The 20365-nt window shown below is 55.9% G+C and carries 19 protein-coding genes; 13 read left to right on the top strand and 6 right to left on the bottom strand.

What is annotated here, in order from left to right:
- Positions 1 to 1927 (top strand): biotin carboxylase N-terminal domain-containing protein (locus WBC85_RS00650; RefSeq protein ID WP_424432754.1); only part of this gene is annotated, 1927 nt, incomplete at its 5' end.
- A gap of 40 nt (positions 1928 to 1967) precedes the next feature.
- Here WBC85_RS00650 and WBC85_RS00645 read toward each other — a convergent pair.
- On the bottom strand, positions 1968 to 2423 hold the full coding sequence (locus WBC85_RS00645; protein ID WP_424432753.1) for a DUF4174 domain-containing protein: 456 nt from the start codon (positions 2421 to 2423) through the stop codon (positions 1968 to 1970).
- Positions 2424 to 2599: 176 nt separating this feature from the next.
- On the opposite strand from WBC85_RS00645, the gene WBC85_RS00640 reads away from it, so the two are divergent.
- Positions 2600 to 3541 (top strand): hypothetical protein, encoded by a 942-nt coding sequence (locus WBC85_RS00640; RefSeq protein WP_424432752.1) that lies wholly within the window; start codon positions 2600 to 2602, stop codon positions 3539 to 3541.
- The gene (scpA, locus tag WBC85_RS00635; protein ID WP_424432751.1) at positions 3507 to 5633 is read left to right on the top strand and encodes a methylmalonyl-CoA mutase; all 2127 of its coding nucleotides are present in this window, start codon (positions 3507 to 3509) and stop codon (positions 5631 to 5633) included. The genes WBC85_RS00640 and scpA overlap by 35 nt, the downstream gene beginning before the upstream one ends.
- An 84-nt stretch (positions 5634 to 5717) precedes the next feature.
- Here scpA and nhaA read toward each other — a convergent pair whose 3' ends face one another.
- Positions 5718 to 6905, bottom strand: a complete 1188-nt coding sequence (gene nhaA, locus WBC85_RS00630) for a Na+/H+ antiporter NhaA (protein WP_424432750.1) — start codon at positions 6903 to 6905, stop codon at positions 5718 to 5720.
- 163 nt (positions 6906 to 7068) lie between these two features.
- Here nhaA and WBC85_RS00625 point away from each other — a divergent pair, with 163 nt between their 5' ends.
- The 5 genes from WBC85_RS00625 to WBC85_RS00605 are packed head-to-tail and all read left to right on the top strand — an operon-like array spanning position 7069 to position 10306.
- Positions 7069 to 7686: a VOC family protein gene (locus tag WBC85_RS00625; protein ID WP_424432749.1), complete on the top strand. Its 618-nt coding sequence runs from the start codon at positions 7069 to 7071 to the stop codon at positions 7684 to 7686.
- Complete coding sequence (locus WBC85_RS00620) at positions 7683 to 8165, top strand: N-acetyltransferase family protein (RefSeq protein ID WP_424432748.1); 483 nt, start codon at positions 7683 to 7685, stop codon at positions 8163 to 8165. Before WBC85_RS00625 ends, WBC85_RS00620 begins: the two co-directional genes overlap by 4 nt.
- A 50-nt stretch (positions 8166 to 8215) precedes the next feature.
- A complete protein-coding gene (locus tag WBC85_RS00615) occupies positions 8216 to 8899 on the top strand; it encodes a TerB family tellurite resistance protein (RefSeq protein ID WP_424432747.1) in 684 nt (227 codons plus the stop codon).
- Positions 8899 to 9909 carry an endonuclease/exonuclease/phosphatase family protein gene (locus tag WBC85_RS00610; RefSeq protein ID WP_424432756.1) on the top strand — a complete coding sequence of 337 codons (1011 nt, stop codon included), beginning with the start codon at positions 8899 to 8901 and terminating at the stop codon, positions 9907 to 9909. Before WBC85_RS00615 ends, WBC85_RS00610 begins: the two co-directional genes overlap by 1 nt.
- Positions 9910 to 9946: 37 nt before the next feature.
- The gene (locus WBC85_RS00605; protein ID WP_424432746.1) at positions 9947 to 10306 is read left to right on the top strand and encodes a hypothetical protein; all 360 of its coding nucleotides are present in this window, start codon (positions 9947 to 9949) and stop codon (positions 10304 to 10306) included.
- A gap of 101 nt (positions 10307 to 10407) precedes the next feature.
- Here the strand turns inward: WBC85_RS00605 and WBC85_RS00600 are convergent, their stop codons facing one another.
- From WBC85_RS00600 to WBC85_RS00585, 4 genes are all read right to left on the bottom strand, one after another.
- On the bottom strand, positions 10408 to 11982 hold the full coding sequence (locus WBC85_RS00600) for a Ppx/GppA family phosphatase (protein ID WP_424432745.1): 1575 nt from the start codon (positions 11980 to 11982) through the stop codon (positions 10408 to 10410).
- 75 nt (positions 11983 to 12057) lie between these two features.
- Positions 12058 to 14241, bottom strand: coding sequence for an RNA degradosome polyphosphate kinase (locus tag WBC85_RS00595; protein ID WP_424432755.1), 2184 nt, complete (start codon positions 14239 to 14241; stop codon positions 12058 to 12060).
- A complete protein-coding gene (locus tag WBC85_RS00590; protein WP_424432744.1) occupies positions 14228 to 14953 on the bottom strand; it encodes an HdaA/DnaA family protein in 726 nt (241 codons plus the stop codon). Before WBC85_RS00590 ends, WBC85_RS00595 begins: the two co-directional genes overlap by 14 nt.
- A gap of 1 nt (position 14954) precedes the next feature.
- Complete coding sequence (locus tag WBC85_RS00585; protein ID WP_424432743.1) at positions 14955 to 16028, bottom strand: AI-2E family transporter; 1074 nt, start codon at positions 16026 to 16028, stop codon at positions 14955 to 14957.
- Between the two features lie 174 nt (positions 16029 to 16202).
- Here WBC85_RS00585 and proS point away from each other — a divergent pair, with 174 nt between their 5' ends.
- From proS to WBC85_RS00560, 5 genes are all read left to right on the top strand, one after another.
- A complete protein-coding gene (proS, locus tag WBC85_RS00580) occupies positions 16203 to 17540 on the top strand; it encodes a proline--tRNA ligase (protein WP_424432742.1) in 1338 nt (445 codons plus the stop codon).
- Positions 17541 to 17543: 3 nt separating this feature from the next.
- Positions 17544 to 18050 (top strand): DUF2937 family protein, encoded by a 507-nt coding sequence (locus WBC85_RS00575; RefSeq protein WP_424432741.1) that lies wholly within the window; start codon positions 17544 to 17546, stop codon positions 18048 to 18050.
- 26 nt (positions 18051 to 18076) lie between these two features.
- On the top strand, positions 18077 to 19363 hold the full coding sequence (locus WBC85_RS00570; protein WP_424432740.1) for a lipoprotein-releasing ABC transporter permease subunit: 1287 nt from the start codon (positions 18077 to 18079) through the stop codon (positions 19361 to 19363).
- Positions 19356 to 20039, top strand: a complete 684-nt coding sequence (locus tag WBC85_RS00565; RefSeq protein WP_424432739.1) for an ABC transporter ATP-binding protein — start codon at positions 19356 to 19358, stop codon at positions 20037 to 20039. The genes WBC85_RS00570 and WBC85_RS00565 overlap by 8 nt, the downstream gene beginning before the upstream one ends.
- A 77-nt stretch (positions 20040 to 20116) precedes the next feature.
- Positions 20117 to 20365, top strand: a 249-nt coding sequence (locus tag WBC85_RS00560; RefSeq protein ID WP_424432738.1) for a hypothetical protein, incomplete at its 3' end; no start/stop codon positions are given.

Below are 20365 nucleotides of genomic sequence, written 5' to 3'. Positions count from 1 at the left end.
GCATGTGGAAATGGCAGACGAAGCAATTCACATCGGCCCACCCCCGGCGAACCAGTCCTATATCGTCATCGATAAAGTCATGGCCGCGATCAAGGAAAGCGGTGCGCAGGCGGTGCATCCGGGCTATGGCTTCTTGTCCGAGAACTCGAAATTCGCAGAGGCGCTGGACGCCGCTGGCGTAGCCTTTATCGGGCCACCAGTTGGCGCGATTGAGAAGATGGGTGATAAGATCACCTCTAAAAAGATCGCACAAGACGCAAATGTTTCCACGGTTCCGGGCTATATGGGTCTGATCGAGGATGCGGATGAAGCCGTAAAAATCTCGAACGAGATCGGCTATCCAGTGATGATTAAAGCCTCCGCTGGCGGCGGCGGCAAAGGCATGCGTATTGCATGGAATGATGAAGAGGCGCGCGAGGGTTTCCAATCCTCCAAGAACGAAGCCGCTAATTCCTTTGGCGATGATCGTATCTTCATCGAGAAATTCATCACCCAGCCGCGTCACATTGAAATTCAGGTGCTTTGCGACAGTCACGGCAACGGGATTTATCTGGGCGAGCGCGAATGCTCGATCCAGCGCCGTCAGCAAAAGGTTGTCGAAGAGGCACCAAGCCCTTTCCTTGACGAAGCCACGCGCAAAGCGATGGGCGAGCAGGCTGTGGCGCTGGCCAAGGCTGTTGGCTACGCCTCTGCTGGCACTGTGGAATTCATCGTGGACGGCGCAAAGAACTTCTACTTCCTCGAGATGAACACACGTCTTCAAGTGGAACACCCTGTGACCGAACTGATAACAGGCGTTGACCTTGTCGAGCAGATGATCCGCGTCGCCAATGGCGAAAAGCTGAGCATCACGCAGGACGATGTGACGCTCACCGGTTGGGCCATTGAGAACCGCCTTTACGCCGAAGACCCCTACCGCGGCTTCCTACCGTCCATCGGTCGCCTCACACGCTATCGCCCACCCATGGAGCAAGCGGCAGGTCCGATGCTGGTCAACGGTAAGTGGCAGGGTGATGCGCCTGCTGGCGAAATCGCTGTACGCAACGATACAGGCGTCTATGAGGGCGGCGAGATTTCGATGTATTACGATCCGATGATCGCCAAACTCTGCACATGGGGCCCGACCCGCGAAGCGGCGATTGAAGCGATGCGCGTAGCGCTTGATAGCTTCGAAGTCGAAGGCATTGGTCACAACCTGCCATTCGTGGCAGCCGTTATGGATCATCCGATCTTTATCGCTGGCGAGATGACGACAGCGTTTATTGAAGAACAGTATCCAGACGGTTTTGAGGGCGTTGAACTGGCCGAGGGCGAGCTTAAGCGCATCGCTGCTGCTGCCGCCGCGATGAACCGCGTTGCCGAAATCCGCCGTGCGCGTGTGTCTGGCCGCCTCGACAATCACGAACGCCACGTGGGCGAGGCATGGAATGTTGCGCTGCAAGGGCATAGCTTCGATGTCACGATCGCAGCGGATCAGTCAGGCTCTTCCGTGGCCTTCGACGATGGCAGCACGCTACGCGTAAGCGGCGATTGGACGCCGGGCGATCAGCTCGCCAAAATGATCGTGGATGATAAGCCGCTGGTCATGAAGGTTGGCAAGGTTTCTGGCGGTTTCCGCATCCGTTCACGAGGCGCCGATATGTCGGTGCATGTGCGCACGCCCCGTCAGGCAGAATTGGCACGTATGATGCCTGAAAAGGTCGCGCCGGACACGTCCAAACTGCTGCTTTGCCCGATGCCGGGTCTGATCGTGAAGGTCGACGTGGAAGAGGGCCAAGAAGTGCAAGAAGGCCAAGCGCTTTGCACGGTTGAGGCGATGAAAATGGAAAACATCCTGCGCGCAGAGCGTAAAGGTGTCGTTTCCAAAATCAACGCAGCCGCCGGTGACAGCCTTGCCGTTGACGACGTTATCATGGAGTTTGAATAAGCCCGATGGGCTTTGCAGATCATATAATGATTGCAGGGAGTTACGGCTCCCTGCGCTCGCGCACTTCACGCTGCCGCATCGGGAATTTGTCGATCACCCGGGAAAGTTCGCGTGCGTTCCAAGGCGAGGCTTTGCGCAGTTTTACACCGCCATCCTTACCGATTAACGCAAGCATGAAACCCCGTGGGCGCAGGGCCTTTCGAAGCGCGCTGGAGTTTGCGGGATTCGTGTCCACCAAGATGACCACGTCGCGTTCTTGCAGCGCCAATGCCCCTTCTTTTAGCAATGCCATTTGCTGCTCAAAGCGCGGATCGGCCTCGCTATCGGCAAAGACCACGACAGGCCGGGCCTGCCACAGAAAATCATTCAAATTTTCGCTTTCTAGCGTCGAAATCTCGCTCCAGGCAGCGTCGGTTTCAGACGTCACCGTCTCTTCTGCGAAAGACATGGGCGCGGTGAAAAGCAGTGCAATTACAAGTGATAAGAACGGTTTCATGCAGTCTCCTCTTGGGCCTAATATAGGGGGCATCTTGGCAATTGCGATGCCCGACTGCACTGATAGGGCGCAAAACCGACGCTTTAACCGAAATAATACCTCTATGCTGCAAGACCTTGCACAAAGCACGGTGCCGATTTGGCGAAATCGCCCGTGCAAGCAAGAGGGTCTGAAACGTGGACGTGATACTTCATATAGGTGCGCATCGTACCGCTTCGACCAGCTTTCAAACATATGTCCGCCAGAACCGTCGCTCTCTGGCTGGGCAGGCAATCGGGTTTTGGGGACCAGCGCGGTTACGCAAGGGTTTGTTTCACGGCGTCATTCCAAATCCGTTGCTTGGGCAGGGCGATATCGCCTTTGCGCGGGCGCAAGGCAGGATAGGCCTGCATCTGGATCGCTCGGGCGCTTGCGGAATTTCGCAACTTATCGTGTCGGACGAAAACATGCTTGGCACGATGCGCCAGAATATTGCGACCCGGCAGCTTTATCCCTGCGCGGGGGAACGGGTTGCACGTCACATCGCGGCGTTTCGTGGCGCGGTCAAAATGATCCACATCAGTATGCGCGACCTTGGCAGCTACTGGCCCTCGGCGCTCAGCTTTTGCATTCCGCGCGGCGTCATGGTGCCGACCCCCGAACGCAGCAACGCGCTGGCCGAGCAACGGCGCGATTGGCGCGATGTGATTACCGACGTGGCAATCGCCGCGCCGGACGTTCCGATTTTCGTCAGTACTTACGAGCAATTCGGATCGCGCCCGCACCAGCTTATGAGCTATCTCATTGGCAGGCCGGCTCCGGCATTGGGCAATCAGGTCTGGCGCAATCGACGACCCGCAGCATCAGAGTTGTTAAGGCAGCCGCTGAGCATGCGGGAACAGGCAATTCTAACCGCGAAAATCTACAACGACAGATGGGAGCCGTTTTCCCCATCGCAATGCGCGGCCCTGCAAGAACGCTATGCGGACGATCTCTTCTGGCTCCGCTCTGGCAGCGACGGGCTGGCAACTTTTCTGGAAGACCCGACACCCTTAGAGACGCGGCACCCCGCGCAGATGGGTTTTGTCAACAAAGGACAGACATATGACACAAGACAACGATTGGCGCGCCCTGGCTGAAAAAGAGCTACGCGGGCGGCCGCTGGATGATCTGACTTGGAAGACCCTGGAAGGGATCGACGTTAAGCCGCTTTATACGGCGGATGACATTGCCGACCTGCCCCATATGGGCGGTATTCCCGGCGAGGGACCATTCACACGTGGCGTGAAGGCGACGATGTATGCAGGGCGTCCGTGGACGATCCGTCAGTATGCGGGTTTCTCAACGGCCGAGGAAAGCAATGCCTTCTATCGCAAAGCACTGGCTGCCGGTCAGCAGGGTGTTTCGGTTGCTTTCGATCTCGCGACGCACCGCGGCTATGACAGCGATCACCCCCGCGTTGAGGGCGATGTCGGCAAGGCTGGCGTTGCAATTGATAGCGTTGAGGACATGAAAATCCTCTTCGATCAGATCCCGCTTGATAAAGTGTCTGTATCTATGACGATGAACGGCGCGGTGATCCCGATCCTTGCCAGCTTTATCGTGACAGGTGAAGAGCAGGGTCATGACCGTTCGGTCCTGTCGGGCACTATCCAGAATGACATTCTGAAAGAATTCATGGTGCGCAACACCTATGTGTATCCACCAGAACCGTCGATGCGGATCATCGCGGATATCATTGAATATACGTCGAACGAGATGCCGAAGTTCAACTCGATTTCGATCTCGGGTTATCACATGCAGGAAGCGGGTGCGAACCTTGTTCAGGAGCTTGCATACACGCTGGCGGATGGCCGTGAATACGTGAAAACCGCCATGGCGCGCGGAATGGATGTGGATAAATTTGCCCCGCGCCTGTCGTTCTTTTTTGCGATTGGTATGAACTTCTTCATGGAGGCCGCAAAACTGCGCGCGGCGCGTTTGCTCTGGCATCGCATCATGACGGACCTTGGCGCTCAGAGCGAAAAATCCAAGATGCTGCGTACCCACTGCCAGACCTCTGGCGTTAGCCTGCAGGAGCAGGATCCCTACAACAACGTGGTGCGCACCGCGTATGAGGCGATGGCGGCGGCACTTGGCGGCACCCAGTCGCTCCATACCAACGCGCTGGACGAAGCGATTGCCTTGCCGACAGCATTCTCGTCACGCATTGCGCGTAACACCCAGCTGATCTTGCAGGAGGAGACGGGCATCACCAATGTCGTCGATCCGCTTGCCGGCTCTTACTACGTTGAAAGCCTGACCGCGCAGCTTGCTGACGAGGCTTGGAAGCTGATCGAAGAAGTCGAAGAAATGGGTGGCATGACCAAAGCCGTTGCGACGGGCATGCCCAAACTGCGCATCGAAGAGGCGGCAGCCAAGCGTCAGGCGATGATCGACAAAGGCGATGAAGTTATCGTTGGTGTTAACAAATACCGCCTCGATAAAGAGGATGCGATCGACATTCTGGACATCGACAACGATGCAGTGCGTCGCTCGCAGATCGCCCGTCTTGAGAAGATCCGAGCAAGTCGCGACACGGCTGCCTGCGAGGCCGCTTTGGCCGAACTCACCCGCCGCGCCAGTGAAGGCGGTAACCTATTGGAAGCCGCCGTTGACGCGTCGCGCGCACGTGCCAGCGTAGGAGAAATCAGCATGGCAATGGAGAAAGTGTTCGGACGTCACCGTGCCGAAGTAAAAACCCTCGCAGGGGTATATGGCGCTGCTTATGAAGGTGACGAAGGCTTTGCTGCTATCCAGAAATCGGTTGAAGACTTTGCGGAAGAAGAGGGACGTCGCCCACGCATGTTGGTCGTGAAGATGGGGCAGGACGGTCATGATCGCGGTGCGAAAGTGATCGCGACGGCCTTTGCCGATATCGGCTTTGATGTTGATGTTGGTCCATTGTTCCAAACTCCTGAAGAGGCGGCGCAGGATGCTGTGGACAACGATGTTCATGTGATTGGCATTTCTTCACAGGCAGCGGGTCACAAGACCCTTGCGCCCAAGTTGATTGAAGCGCTGAAGGAAAAAGGTGCGGAGGATATCATCGTGATTTGCGGCGGGGTTATTCCGCAGCAGGATTATGACTACCTGTATAATGCGGGGGTTAAAGCGATCTTCGGCCCGGGGACAAACATCCCAAAGGCCGCGCAAGATATCCTTCAGATCATTCGCGATACACGCAATTAAAAGAAGAAGGGCGCGTTCGGATGTACGCGCCCTCTTTCTATGTAGATTTTCCGCAGTTGATTTTGATCCGACGGGGTTCGAACTCTAAGCAGCCTCTGCGACTTCAGCCTCTGCGCTCTTTGAACAGGCCAGCATGAGGGCCGTGTAGCCAATTATCCCCGATAGAATTGATCCAGCCAGAACGCCCAGGCGCACTTGGTTCATCATTGCGGCATCCGAAAAGCTAAGCCCGCCGATGAACAACGACATCGTAAATCCAACGCCCGCCAGACACGAGATGCCGTAGATATGCAGCCAGGTTGCCCCGTGTGGGAGGCGCGCAAAACCAAGCTTGATGGTCAGGAAGGTCAGTCCCATAACGCCGATTTGCTTACCAAGGAGCAATCCCAAGGCGATGCCGAGCGGAAGCGGAGCCAGCAGATCAGAGAAGCTGAGGCCAGTCAGAACCACGCCAGCATTGGCGAAGGCGAAGATCGGAATGATCAGGTAAAGCACATAGGGGGCAAGTGCGTGCTCAAGAGCGTGCAGCGGGGATTTGCCCCATTTGTCGACCAGAGGGATCAAGAAGGCCGTGACCACACCCGCAAGCGTCGCGTGAACACCAGATTTGAGCACGAAGAACCACATAATGGTGCCCAGAATGATCGCGGGCGCAACGCGGTGCGCGCCTTTCACATTCAACCAGATAAGGCCAGCGAGCGGGATGAGAGCCAGAAAGAGGTAATCAATCTTCAACTCAGCCGTATAGAACAAGGCGATGATGATGATCGCGCCAAGGTCATCCAGAATGGCAAGCGTCAGCAAAAAGACCTTGAGCGAAACCGGTGCGCGGCTACCGACCAACGCCAGAATGCCAAGGGCAAAGGCGATATCGGTTGCAGCTGGAATGGCCCAACCGCCGAGCGTTTCCGGGCTGTTCCAGTTGAAAGCGACAAAAATCAACGCAGGCACAGCCATACCGCCAATCGCCGCCATACCGGGAAGCAAGACATCACGCGGGTTCTTCAGTTTTCCTTCAAGCAGTTCGCGCTTTAGCTCGAGCCCGATTAGAAAGAAGAAGATCGCCATCAATCCGTCGTTGATCCAAAGGATCAAAGGTTTCTCAAGGCCGGAGCCATTCAGTGTAATGGCCAGATAACTTCCGAGCGCACCCTCATAAATGCCTGAAAGCGCAGAGTTTGCGACAATCATTGCGGCGAGAGCCGAAAGCATCAACAGGATGCCACCAGAGGCCTCGTGGCTGAAAAAACGATCAAGTGCGCGCAAAAACATGCTGTCCCCTCATGTGGTTTTGGGGCGCTGAATGCACCCTATTACGCTAAAGATGGACTTTGAAGGTAGGTTTTCAATGGTATGCCTGAGTTTTTTTGTGCGAATTGGACGTTAAAACATGCATAGCTTGCACCGGCTTGGGATTTGAGGAAGAGTTGAACACATGTTTGATCTGAAACTTGACCACTTGGCTGTAAGCGGCGAAAGCCGAGATGCGGCGCGCGCGCACATAGAAGAGGCGCTTGGCATCCCCATGCAAGCGGGTGGAGAGCATGCGCGCTTTGGTACGCATAACCATCTGATGGGGCTGAAGAACGGGCTCTATCTAGAAGCGATTTCGATTGATCCAAATGCGCCCGCGCCCGATAGGCCGCGTTGGTTTGATATCGACAATTTTTCCGGCCCTCCGCGTCTGACAAATTGGATTTGCAGTGTCGGTGATATGAAAGCTGCCTGCGCAAAGTGGCCGGATGCGGGCGATGCTATCGCGCTGGAGCGGGGCGATTTGCGCTGGCAAATGGCAGTTCCGGCCAGCGGGGCTTTGCCCTTTGACGGAATGTTCCCGCCGCTGATAGAATGGGCTGGCACATTGCACCCGGCAAGCATGTTAACCCCGACGGATGTTTCGTTTAAAATGCTGACCATATGCCACCCAAAAGCAGAGGCATTGAGCGCTTTGCTCGGTTCAATTGCAAATGCATTGATACGGTTTGAAGTCGCCAGAACGGCCGAATTGATTGCGGAGTTTGATACACCACACGGTGGTCGCGTGCTGCGATGATCGTGCGCGCAGCAAAGGCGAGCGATGCTGCCGGGATTTGCGACGTGTGGAACCCGTTGATCCAAGGCACCGCGACGACGTTCACCACAGATCTAAAAACCGCGGAGGGGATTGCTGCGGATATTTCGGCGCGCGCGGGCGCATTTTTTGTGGCAGAGGAGGCAGGCGAACTCCTTGGACTGGCGACCTATTTTCCTTTTCGGGGCGGCCCGGGCTACGCGCGAACCAAGGAACACTCGATCAACCTGGCCCCAAATGCGCGCGGGCGCGGGGTAGGGCGGGCGCTTATGGGTGCGCTTGAAATTCATGCACGATCGAGCGGCGTTCATAGCTTGTGGGCAGGGATTAGCGGCGAAAACCTGCAAGGCGTCGTGTTTCATGAGCGTTTGGGCTTTACCCATATTGCGCGACTGCCTGAAGTTGGTTTCAAGTTTGATCGCTGGATGGATCTGGTTCTGATGCAGAAAATCCTGACATGACGCTGCCATGGTGCATGGGCTTTTGGCTGGCAAAGGCATAAACTGCCCCCATGTCACTTTGGACCCGCATATCAGAGGCGCTTGCCGCGCTCAGCCAAGGCGAAGGCCTGTCGGCGGTTTTCGACCGCTTGCGCAGCCCGCCTGAACGCTCTGTCGGCTTTACAATTGCTGTAATCGCACTGGGTGCGAAAATGGCCAAAGCAGATGGGCAGGTGACGCGCGATGAAGTCACAGCCTTTCGCGAAGTGTTCAACATCGCTGCGGCCGATGAAGCAAATGCGGCGCGTGTCTTTAATATGGCACGCCTCGATGTGGCAGGTTTTGAGGAATACGCAGCGCGCATAGCAGAGATGTTTGCGTCCGAGCGCTCGACCCTCTGTGATCTTATTGAAGGGCTGTTCTACATAGCGATGGCGGATGGGTTCTATCATCCGAACGAAGATATTTTTCTGGAACGCGTGGCTGAAATCTTCGGGCTGCCCGACACCGAATTTCGCGCCCTGCGCGCGCGCTTTGTTCCAGATGCCCTGCCTGATCCGTACACGGTTCTAGGGGTCAGCCCGGATGCCCCTTTGGCCGATATTCGTGCAGCATGGCGATTGATGGTGCGTGAGACCCATCCTGATCGAATGATTGCGCGCGGCGTGCCGCAAGAAGCTGTTCGTATGGCGGAAAAACGCATGGTCGATATCAATCGCGCCTGGGAAGAAATCAATCAGGAACGGGCCGCTTGATGCGCCTTGCGTGTTATAATGTTGAATGGTTCGACAGGCTGTTTGATGATGACGGCACGCTCATGTCAGACACGCGCTGGTCGGGTCGCCGCGACGTCACGCGCGCGCAGCAGGTCAGCGCATTAGGGCATGTGTTCAACGCAATCGACGCAGATGCGATTATGGTCATTGAAGCACCGGACGATCACGACAAACGGTCTGGCACCAAAGCCCTTGAAAATTTTGCCAAAGCCTTTGATTTGCGCGCTTGCAGGGCGCTGCTTGGGTTTACCAACACAACCCAGCAAGAAATCACCTTGCTCTATGATCCTGAAAAGCTGAGCGCGCGCCATGATCCGATCGGCGAAGCTGGCGATGCTGCGCCGAGATTTGATACGAGTTTCGAGATCGATCTGGATATTGATAACCGCGCGGATAGTGTGAGTTTTTCCAAGCCGCCCTTGGAGCTTGCCATTGAAACGGCTGCTGGCACACAGCTGCGCATGATCGGTGCGCATTTGAAGAGCAAAGCACCGCACGGCGCACATGGGCGCGATGAAATCATGCGGTTTTCCATTGCGAACCGTCGCAAGCAACTGGCGCAGGCTGTTTGGCTGCGCGCACGTATCGACGCGCATCTCGCAGCGGGCGAGAGCCTGATTTTGATGGGCGATTTGAATGATGGGCCGGGGCTTGATGAATATGAGAACCTGTTTGGACGCTCGTCTGTAGAGATTATTCTGGGAGAGGCAGGCTGTCCCTGTCTTTACGATCCGCACGCCGCGCGCGCGCTTGAGCGCAAGATCGGCGCTTTTCCGACGACAGCGCGTTTTTTCCTTGGCCATGAAAACCGCTATTTGCAGGCGTTGCTGGACTACATCATGATTAGCGACAATTTGCGTTCAAAAGCAATGGCTTGGCGGATATGGCATCCCTTTGATGATCCGGATTGCTGGTCCGATGTAGCGCTGCGGGACGCCTTGCTTGCGGCGTCCGATCACTTCCCTGTGACACTGGATATCGACATTTGATCTAAAAATCTGTCTGAAACGTGTTTAGATAATAGCCATGAAACAGATTGCACTTACCGCTGCTTTGGCCGTCGCACTGGCAATGCCTGCGCAGGCTGAAGATACACCAAAGGATCAAGGCTTTAACCTGATGGAAGAAGGCGCACGTCTTTTGTTCCGGGGCTTGATGCAGGAGATGGAACCTGCATTGCGTGAAATGGAGGGGCTGTCCGAACAGTTGGAACCCGCACTGCGTGGTTTCGTGCAGAACATGGGCCCCGCGCTCGGGGATTTTCTGAAGCAAGTCGAAGATTTCTCCAAATACCATCCCCCTGAGATTTTACCGAACGGGGATATTATCCTGCGGCGTAAAACGTCAGATGAAATTGCGTCCCCGGACGGCGAAATCGAGCTTTAGCAGGTTTCCAATGGGCGATGCCCATTGGACCGGGGCGAGGGGGCCAGCCCCCTCGCGCTCCCCCGGGATATTTCGGGAGAGAGGAAGCGCAAGATAAGGTTTTAGGTTTCGACGGAAGGCTTGTTAAATTTCACTGTGACCTCGGCTTCAAGCGAGGCAGCCAGCGAGGCAAGGCGGGATTCTGCGACCTCTGAAAAGAGCGGTTTTGCCGAGGGGTGTAGACGCAGTTCGAGCTGCTTTTTCTTCGGGTACCAGCGAAACTCGCCGGGTTGGATGTCTTTTTCCATCCAGAGCATCGCACCAAAGCGCATCGCTTTGCCAAGAATGATGGCTTCGCGTTGTTGTTCTTGCGAAATCAGTTCAAACAAGGCTTCAAATTCCGGCCCTTTGCGTTGGTTCCTGTAGCGATGCATCAGGGCGAGGCCGAGAAAGACGCGTTCTTCGTGGCTGAGCCCGCCAAGATTGGCACGGGTGGAATTATCAAAGCACACTTCCGCGCGATAGTCGGGATGGGCACGCCAGCTGACATCGTGCAAGAGGCTGGCAGCCTTAACCATGCGTTTGGTAGCGAATGGAGCCGATTTGAATAGGGGCATGATGAAGTCATAGAGCGTTTTACCAAAGCCCGGCATGCGGGCATCTTTGGCTTCTGAAAAGCGCGCGCTTTCGATGAGCGGATCGCGGTCGCGAAGCTTGGTTGGCATTTGCTCATAGAGCATGCCTTCGCGGATACCATAGCTGGACACGGCGATATCGGTCGGCTTTACGAGGCTGACCAGCTGTTTGAGTACCTCTGAGGCAATCGGGACCAGCGCCATTCGCGCGCTTGAGAGATCGCAGGCTTGGCGCAGCTCTTCAATATCGCTTTGCTGAATGAATTTCACGGTTTCGCGCACGGATTTCGGCGTCATGCGATATTCATGAAGGACATGCAGCGGGTAGTTGCGCCGATGCATGTCGATCCGCGCTATGGCGCGCCATGAGCCGCCAACCAGAAACAGGCGGTCTTTCTGTTCGCCCATCTGCTCGCATAGATCGGCGATAACGTCTTTGATATAGGCCTTTCGCGCCTTTGCTCCGCCTTGCATGCTTTGCAGCTTGAGTGGGCCGAGTGAGGAGGTCACGCATTTGCCCACGCGCCCGTCGCGGATTTCGGCCAGCTCCATCGAGGCACCACCAATGTCGCAGACCAACCCGTAAGAGCCGGGCCAGCCAAGCAAAACGCCCTGCGCGGAAAGGCGTGCTTCTTCGGGACCGTCGATGACGTGAACTTTAAGGCCAGTTTCGCGTAATACATCGGCGCAGAAGTCAGGGCCGTCGCTTGCATCGCGCACGGCGGCGGTTGCGACCGCAGTGAGAGGGGAGATGCCAAGACTTTGCGCAATCGCTTCAAATCGGGTGACGGCAGCTAAGGCGCGTTCGCGTCCTAGCGGGTTCAAACGCCCCGTTTCAGCAATGCCTGCGCCCAGGGCGCACATGACTTTTTCGTTGTAAAAATATGCGGGGCTGCGCGCAGCGCCGTCGAAAACGACCATGCGGACCGAGTTTGAACCGATATCAACCACACCGACGCGCGCCAGTTTGCGCACGGAAGGATCGTTGAACAAGGGCCGCCCGAAGGGGCCATAGTTGACGGCAGGAAGCTGAGGGGCGTCGGATGTCGTGTCAGAATTCATCGGCTCTTTCGCGTTTTTAACATTGCGGTCAAGGGTTTGCGGATAAAGTCCAGCGGGTCAATTACGCATATCCGCTCAGGTTGTCTCATCTTCAGTGTGGGTCAGTTTGGGCACATCGGCCGCGCCAGCAGATCCGCGACCCGAAAGGGACGGGTTTTCCATGAAAAACTTGTGACAGCTAAAGGCAAACTGCCCCTCTGGTATGCTTTCACGCGAAAAAGAGCCATCAGGATGCATGATCCAGCTTTGCGCAACGTCAGCGAGATTGGCTGCCATAATCTGGCTGACAATTTGTGCTTTTACCGTCGGGTTGTCGATTTCGACCAGCGTTTCCACGCGCCGGTTCAGGTTACGGCCCATCCAATCGGCAGAACTGATAAAGACACGTGCCTTTTTGTGGGGCAGGCCTTGCCCGTTGCCAAAACAGACAATGCGCGAATGCTCCAGAAAACGTCCGACGATTGATTTTACACGGATCGTCTCGCTTAGGCCTTTGATGCCCGGGCGCAGGCCGCAAATGCCGCGAATGACCAGATCGATTTTGACGCCGGCCTGAGAGGCAGAATAGAGCGCATCAATAACTTCGGGTTCGATCAGGGAATTCATTTTTGCCCAGATCGTCGCTGGCTTACCGGCTTTGGCAAACTCGGCCTCGCGCGCGATCAGTTCAAGCAAGCGCGCCTTCAAAGTCAGGGGCGAAATTGCAAGGTTATCAAGGGCATCGGGGGGCGCGTAGCCAGAGAGATAATTGAAAACCTTGGTTGCATCACGCCCCAATTTCGGATCGCACGTGAAAAGCGAAAGGTCGGTATATATGCGTGCAGTGATCGGATGGTAGTTGCCCGTTCCGTAGTGGGTATATGTAACCAGTTGATCGCCCTCGCGGCGCACGACAGTCGAAATCTTGGCATGTGTTTTGAGATCAAGAAATCCGTAAACCACATGTGCGCCCGCGCGTTCCAGGCGACGTGATTGACGGATATTGGCAGCCTCGTCAAAACGCGCCTTCAATTCAACCAAGGCGGTAACGGATTTGCCATCTTCTGCGGCTTCGCACAGGGCCGACACGATCGGCGACAGTTTTGACGTGCGATAGAGCGTTTGTTTGATCGCGACCACATCGGGGTCACGGGCCGCCTGGGTCAAAAAGCGCACAACCATGTCAAAGGTTTCATAGGGGTGATGCAGCAGCATGTCTTTCTGGCGGATCGCCGCGAACATGTCGCCCTCATGGTCCTGCACCCGTTCGGGTACACGCGGCATAAACGGCGGCCAAAGCAGGTCGGGGCGTGCGTCTGTGACAAGCTCGGAGAGGTCCGACATGCCAATCATTCCGGGCAGTTCCACGGTTTCTTCTTCTGAAACGACAAGCTCGCGCATCACGAGGCTTTTCAGCTTTTTGGGAGCGTCGCCTGTATAGGTCAGGCGCACGACTTCGCCGCGCTTGCGGCGCTTGAGCGCGACCTCGAACTCACGCACTAGGTCTTCGGCTTCGTCTTCTACTTCCAGATCACTATCGCGCAGGACACGAAATCCGAAATGGCCCTTCATTTGATATCCTGGGAACAGGCGCCCAAGATTTTCAATGAGCACCTCTTCCAGAGGGAGGTATCGCAGCAAACCTTCGGGGGCGGGCAGGGCAACAAAGCGGTCAATCTGTGCCGGGATCGGTAAAAGCGCCTGAAGCTCGCGCTTGTCCGATTGGCGTTCAAGCTGCAATGCGAGCGAATACCCAGTGTTCGGAATGAAGGGGAAAGGATGGGCAGGGTCAATCGCGAGGGGGGAAAGCACCGGAAAGACCTTGTTCAAAAACACGTCAGCCAAGAAGTCTTTGTCCTTGGCGCTCAGCTGATCGCGCTCGACAATCGCGATGCCTGCTTCGAGCATTTCACTGCGGATGTTTTCGAACACCTTTTGTTGGGTCATCAGCAGATTGCGTGCATCTTCGTTAATCAACACCAGTTGTTCGGCGGGTGAAAGGCCATCGGCGGCGGGCGTTGAATTTCCTGCTTGCGACAGTTCACGAAGGCCCGCGACGCGCACCGTATAAAACTCATCCAGATTGGTCGCGGAAATCGACAGGAAACGCAGGCGTTCCAGCAACGGCACGCGCGGGTTTTCTGCTTCTTCCAGAACACGCCAGTTGAAATTGAGCCAGCTCAACTCGCGATTCACAAATCGCGCGGGCCCTTTGAGATTGACGTCCGAAAGTTCTAGCGGTTCAGGGCAATCGGCTTTTAGAAAATCAGCTTGCATCAGGTGCCTCTGGGGGTTCTGCGAGAGTTAATAGTGTCTCTTGCGGGGCGAGTTTGTCCAGCATTGTTGAGACAAATGCGCGTGTGAGCGGGCGTTTAGCATCTAAGCCAGCCTTATCGAGCGCGGCAACGATACTTTGCGCGGCTGCGAACGAGCGATCAATACGCATGCTCAGGAACGGGATCACGTCTGGCGCCGGGTTAAGTTGACGATCTGCGAACAGCTTCATCAATACAGCGGCCAGTAGCGTGTCGTCCGGAGAATCCAGCTGTGCGACTTGCATCGCTTGCAGCCGGCTTTTGAGATCGGGCAGCACAAGCGGGCAGAGTTGCGGAGCAAGGCGCGCGCTCATCAGCAAGGGCTGCCCTTCTGCTGCTGCAAGATTGTGCAGGTGAAACAGCGCGGTTTCAATGTCGCGTTGCCCTGCAATGCGATCAATATCTTCCACAACAACGGGCGTTTGAAGCAGCTCGGGCACAGCGTCTTCGCGCAAGTTCTGCGCAGAAATGATCTGCGCTCCGCTTTGCGCGGCCCAAACATGGGCGAGGTGGGTTTTGCCTGATCCTTCAGCGCCCAGCAACAACAACTTGCCATTGCTCCAACTGGAAGGGGCATCAATCAAAGCAACCGCAAGAGCGTTGGACGGGGAAATGAAAAAGTCGTCCCTCTCCAGCGCCGCGCGCGCCGGAAGATCAAAGCTGAGTTGTTCTGCCATGTCAGTCTTCGTTCTTTTCGCGCGCTTCAAGCCCATAATAGAGACGACTGCCCATATACTGACCGACGAAGAAGCGTGTGATGACCCCGAGCGCGGCTGCGACAGGGACCGCGACAAGCATACCGACGAACCCGAAAAGCGAACCGAATACAGACAGCGAAAACAGCAGCCAAACAGGATGAAGGCCAACAGATGAGCCAACAAGTTTTGGCGTCAGTACGTTACCTTCCAGAACCTGCCCGATGATAAAGATGCCTGCAACGAGAGCGAGCGAAACCCAATCGCCCCAGAACTGGAACAGCCCCAGTCCGATTGCCAACGCACCGCCAACCAAGGCACCGACGTATGGGATAAAGGTGATAAGCCCGGCAATAAAGCCGACCACTAGGCCGAATTGCAGCCCGACGAGCATCAGCGCGATCGCGTAATAGGTGCCAAGGATGAGACAGACAGTACCCATCCCGCGAATAAAGGCTGCGAGGGTTTGATCGATCTGCTTGGCCAACAGGCGCACGGTAGGCGCATGATCGCGCGGCAGTAACGTGTCGATGCGCGCAACCATGTTGTCCCAATCCAGCAGCAGGTAGAAGGCAACCACCGGAACGATGAGAAACAACACGACGATGTTGATGATCGAAGAGGCCGAGGACAGCACAGTGCTAAGCAACTCGCCGCCCTTAGACTGGATCGTCGCGCCAATGCTTAGAAGTGACTGGTGAAGCGTAGAACCCTCGTCCATCAGTTGCGGAAAGCGTTCCGACAGGAAGGCTTGCAGGTCAGAAAAGAGCTGCGGTGCAATGTTGAATAATGAGATCGACTGATTGATGAGCGTCGGAACAACCAGCAATATCATGATGATAAAGATGACGACTGCGACCAAAGTGATAATCGTGGTGGCTAATGCGCGCGAACACCCCATATCCTCAAGTTTGTCAGCAACAGGGTCAAGGAAATACGCAATCGCACCGCCAAGCACGAAGGGCAGGATCACATCACCAAGATACCACAGTGCCACCATGAAAACCGCGGTGGAAACGCCCCATATTTTGAGTTGGTCTTTTACTGGATAAGCCATCCGCGCCCCCGCCTGAAGTTCTGATCTAGACATCGCCTATGCGCGGCAGGGTTTCAAGTGCGCTTGGGGTTGCCTTGGGCTTGAGTTTATTTGCGAAGATGCTGGGGCATGGCTTGCTGGTTTTGGCCCAAAGCCCTAAACGGGGTGGAACACACGCTTCATGAGGGACGTTTTATGCGCCTGAGCCGATACTTTTTGCCGATCCTTAAAGAAAACCCTGCCGATGCGCAGATCGTCAGCCATCGTTTGATGCTGCGCGCAGGGATGATAAAACAGTCCTCTGCGGGGATTTATTCGTGGTTGCCGCTGGGCTTTAAGGTTCTGCGCAAGATCGAAAACATCGTGCATGAAGAGCAACAACGCGCAGGCCACATTCCGATGCTGATGCCGACGCTTCAATCTGCCGATCTGTGGCAGAAATCAGGGCGCTATGATGCCTACGGCCCAGAAATGCTGCGGATCAAAGACCGCCATGACCGCGAGATGCTGTACGGTCCCACAAACGAGGAGATGATTACAGATATCGTCGCGAACTTCGTTGGCAGCTACAAGGCGCTTCCCCTGACGCTGTATCACATCCAGTGGAAATTCCGCGATGAAGTGCGCCCGCGCTTTGGCGTCATGCGCGGCCGCGAATTCCTGATGAAGGACGGCTATAATTTCGATCTGACCAAGGAAGATGCGCTGCACGCCTATAACCGCCATCTGGTGAGCTACCTGCGCACCTATGAACGTATGGGGCTTCAAGCCATTCCGATGCGCGCGGATTCCGGTCCGATTGGCGGCGATTATACGCATGAATTCCTTGTGCTTGCCGATACAGGCGAAAGCGAAGTGTTCTACGACAGCGAAATCACCGATTTGAAATTTGGCGATCGCGCGATTGATTTCGATGACAAATCCGCCTGCCAGTCTGTCCTTGAGGAATTCACCAGTCGCTATGCGCGCACGGATGAAACCCACGACGAGGCCGCGTTTAACGAGGTGCCGGAAGACCGCCGCCGCGTCGCGCGCGGTATCGAAGTGGGGCAGATATTCTACTTTGGCACTGAATACTCAGAAAAACTGGGCGCGATGGTTCAGGGCGAAGATGGCCAGCGTGTTCCGCTTCATATGGGCAGCCATGGTATTGGCGTGTCACGACTGCTTGGCGCAATTATCGAAGCCTCCCATGATGACAATGGCATCATCTGGCCCGAAGGCGTGACGCCGTTCCACTGTGGTATTGTTAACCTCAAGCAAGGGGACGAAGAGGCTGATGGCGCCTGCGAAGCGCTGTATGATAGCTTGACCGCGCTGGGACTTGAGCCGCTTTACGATGATCGCAACGAGCGTGCTGGCGGCAAGTTCGCGACGATGGATCTGATTGGTCTGCCTTGGCGGATCACGGTTGGGCCGCGCGGGTTGAAGAACGGTGTTGTCGAAGTCACCTCACGCCGCACAGGCGAGAGCGAAGAGATGACGCCAGAGTTGGCCGTTGCGAAAATCGCGTCGATCTACGCGGGGCTCTAAGGTATGATTGCGCGCGCGCTTGCTTTGGCGGCTGGCCTGACGGGCGCGGCGGGCGTGTCGCAATTTCCCGAGTATTCGCAGCAATATATGCAGCGTCTTGGCGGCGCGGTGGATGAGTTGTCCCGTTTCATGGATGACTTTGACAAGGACGCCGCCGGGCTTGATCTGACGCGCGAAGCGGCCTTGGTCGATCTTGCCAAAGGCGGAGCAATGGGCGCGGCGCGCGCTGATAGCATGGTGAATACGATAGCAAGACATAGGCGTCTGTCGGGTGATCTTGAACGCATGCAAGGCCTTGGCCCGTTCAGCCGTGCCAAATATGCGGCGCGTTTCACGGATACGGAACTGGCGGGACGTGTTTGGGAAAACTATAAACCCGCAATGCCTGTCACGTTTGAAGGCGCGATTTTCGCAGGCTTGGGGTTCTTGGGCGGTCTGGCGCTGTTTTCCATGCTGATTTGGGTGCTACGCTTGCCTTTTTCCCTGTTTCGTCGCACCTCTGAGTCATAACAATATCCCAAAGGGAGCATCGAGCCGTGTCAAAAACCCCCATGCCGTTTGCCCGCTTCGAGTGGATGATCGCTTGGCGCTATCTTCGTGCAAAACGCGCCGAGGGTGGTGTAAGCGTGATGACGTGGATTTCTCTGATCGGCATTACGCTTGCAGTTTTTGCATTGATTGCGACGCTGTCCGTGCGCTCGGGCTTTCGCACTGATTTTGTCGGCACGATCCTTGGCGCGAATGCCCATGTAACGGTCTATAATTCAGCGCAAGCCGATGAATATGGCCGCCTTGATCGGACTATCAAAGACTACGATGAAATGGCAGCACGGATCGCAGCGGTTAAGGGCGTAACCCGCGCCGCGCCACTGGTGCGCGGGCAGGTCATGGGCAACAAAGGCGGGCGAAACGCAGGGATAGAGGTCTATGGGATCACAGCAGAAAACCTGATGACCATCCCGAAAGTCGCCAATCCCGAAGAAAGCTATGGCGATATCACGCGGTTTGGCGAAGGGGTCGCCATTGGTTCTGGCGTTGCGCGCGAACTTGGTGTTTCGAGCGGCGATCACATCAAGATCATTTCGCCCAATGGCGTAAAAACCGCCTTTGGAACCAGCCCGCGTGTAAAGGCCTTTGAGGTGACTTATGTCTTTACCGCAGGGCGTTATGACATTGATCGCACCCGCGTTTACATGCCGCTTGCCGAGGCGCAAAGCTTTTTCAACCGTGAGGGCGCGGTTGATGAAATCGAAGTCATGGTGGAAGAACCCGAAGAAATCGCGCCGATGCAACTTGATTTGCTGCGCGCTGCTGGCGAGCGTGCCCAGCTTTGGGCGTGGACGGATGCCTCTGGCAGCTTCCTTCGCGCGCTTGAGGTTGAAGACAACGTTATGTTCATCATCCTGTCGATCCTCGTTTTGGTTGCGGCCATGAACATCGTGTCGGGCTTGATTATGCTGGTTAAGAACAAAGGCCGTGACATCGGTATCCTGCGCACAATGGGCCTGAGCGAAGGTTCGGTTCTGCGTGTTTTCTTTATTTGCGGCGCGTTTACCGGCATCATCGGAACAGGCATGGGCGTCGTTCTCGGCTGTCTATTTGCAATCTACATTGACCCGATTTTTTCGGCTGTAAACTATTTTTCTGGGGGCGGGGTCTGGGATCCGTCAGTACGTGGAATTTACAATCTGCCCGCCGAATTGCGCTTTGAGGATGTCATGTCTGCCGTGATCCTGTCGCTGGGCCTGTCTTTTGTCGTGACCATTTTCCCTGCGCGACGGGCGGCGCGGATGAACCCAGTCGAGGCCCTGCGCTATGAGTGATCCAACCCTTGAATTAAGCGGTATCGCAAAAGCCTACAACAAAGGCCGCGAAAATGAGGTTAACGTTCTAAGCGATGTCGATCTGTCTGTCGCCAGCGGCGAAATCGTCGCTTTGGTGGCCCCTTCAGGTGCAGGTAAATCAACGCTGCTTCATATAGCCGGACTGCTTGACACGCCCGACGCAGGGCGTGTGAAAATCGCGGGGCAGGATGTCACAGGGCTTAGCGATCGCAAACGCACAGCGATCCGCCGGGAAGACGTCGGCTTTGTCTATCAGTTCCACCATCTGCTGCCCGAATTCACGGCGCTTGAAAACATTGTTCTACCCCAACTGGCCAATGGCATCCGCGCCGCAGATGCCCATGCGCGTGCGCTTGATCTACTTACGCGCGTCAATGTCGCCCATCGCGCAGATCATCGCCCCGCGGCCTTATCCGGCGGCGAGCAACAGCGCGTCGCGTTTTGCCGCGCGCTTGCCAATGCGCCGCGTCTTTTGCTTGCGGATGAACCGACAGGCAATCTGGACCCGGACACATCGGAACAAGTGTTCGCAGCCTTGATGGACCTTGTGCGCAGCACTGGACTTGCGGCGGTCATTGCCACCCACAACCTTGAACTCGCCGCCCGTATGGACCGCCAGTTGCGCCTTGATGGCGGCAAGTTGGTCGCACTGTGATCTGACGCGCGCGCGCCAAAATGTCGACAATTTGTTAAGATATCCAACACCTAACCAATCGTGTGAAGGATACCAGTATGTCTGCAATTTTGCTTGTTTTGCTTAGTGGCTTAACCATGTTCGGCGTTTCGCTAATGGAGCCGGCTGAGGTGTCCACTGACGAATCTGAGACAGATGCCGACACCGCGCAAGACCCCGTTGAAGGGGGTAGCAATCCCCTTGATGAAGCGCTCGAGCCCAAAACGACAGAGGCCGAGGACGAAGAAACCGTTGACCCCGACTTACCTGTCACACCTGTTGACCCGGATGCTGATACAATCACAGGC

This window comes from Planktotalea sp., assembly GCF_049680325.1.
GTDB lineage: Bacteria > Pseudomonadota > Alphaproteobacteria > Rhodobacterales > Rhodobacteraceae > Planktotalea.
Note: the sequence above shows the minus strand (reverse complement) of the source record. Positions and strands in the feature narration are given on the sequence as shown.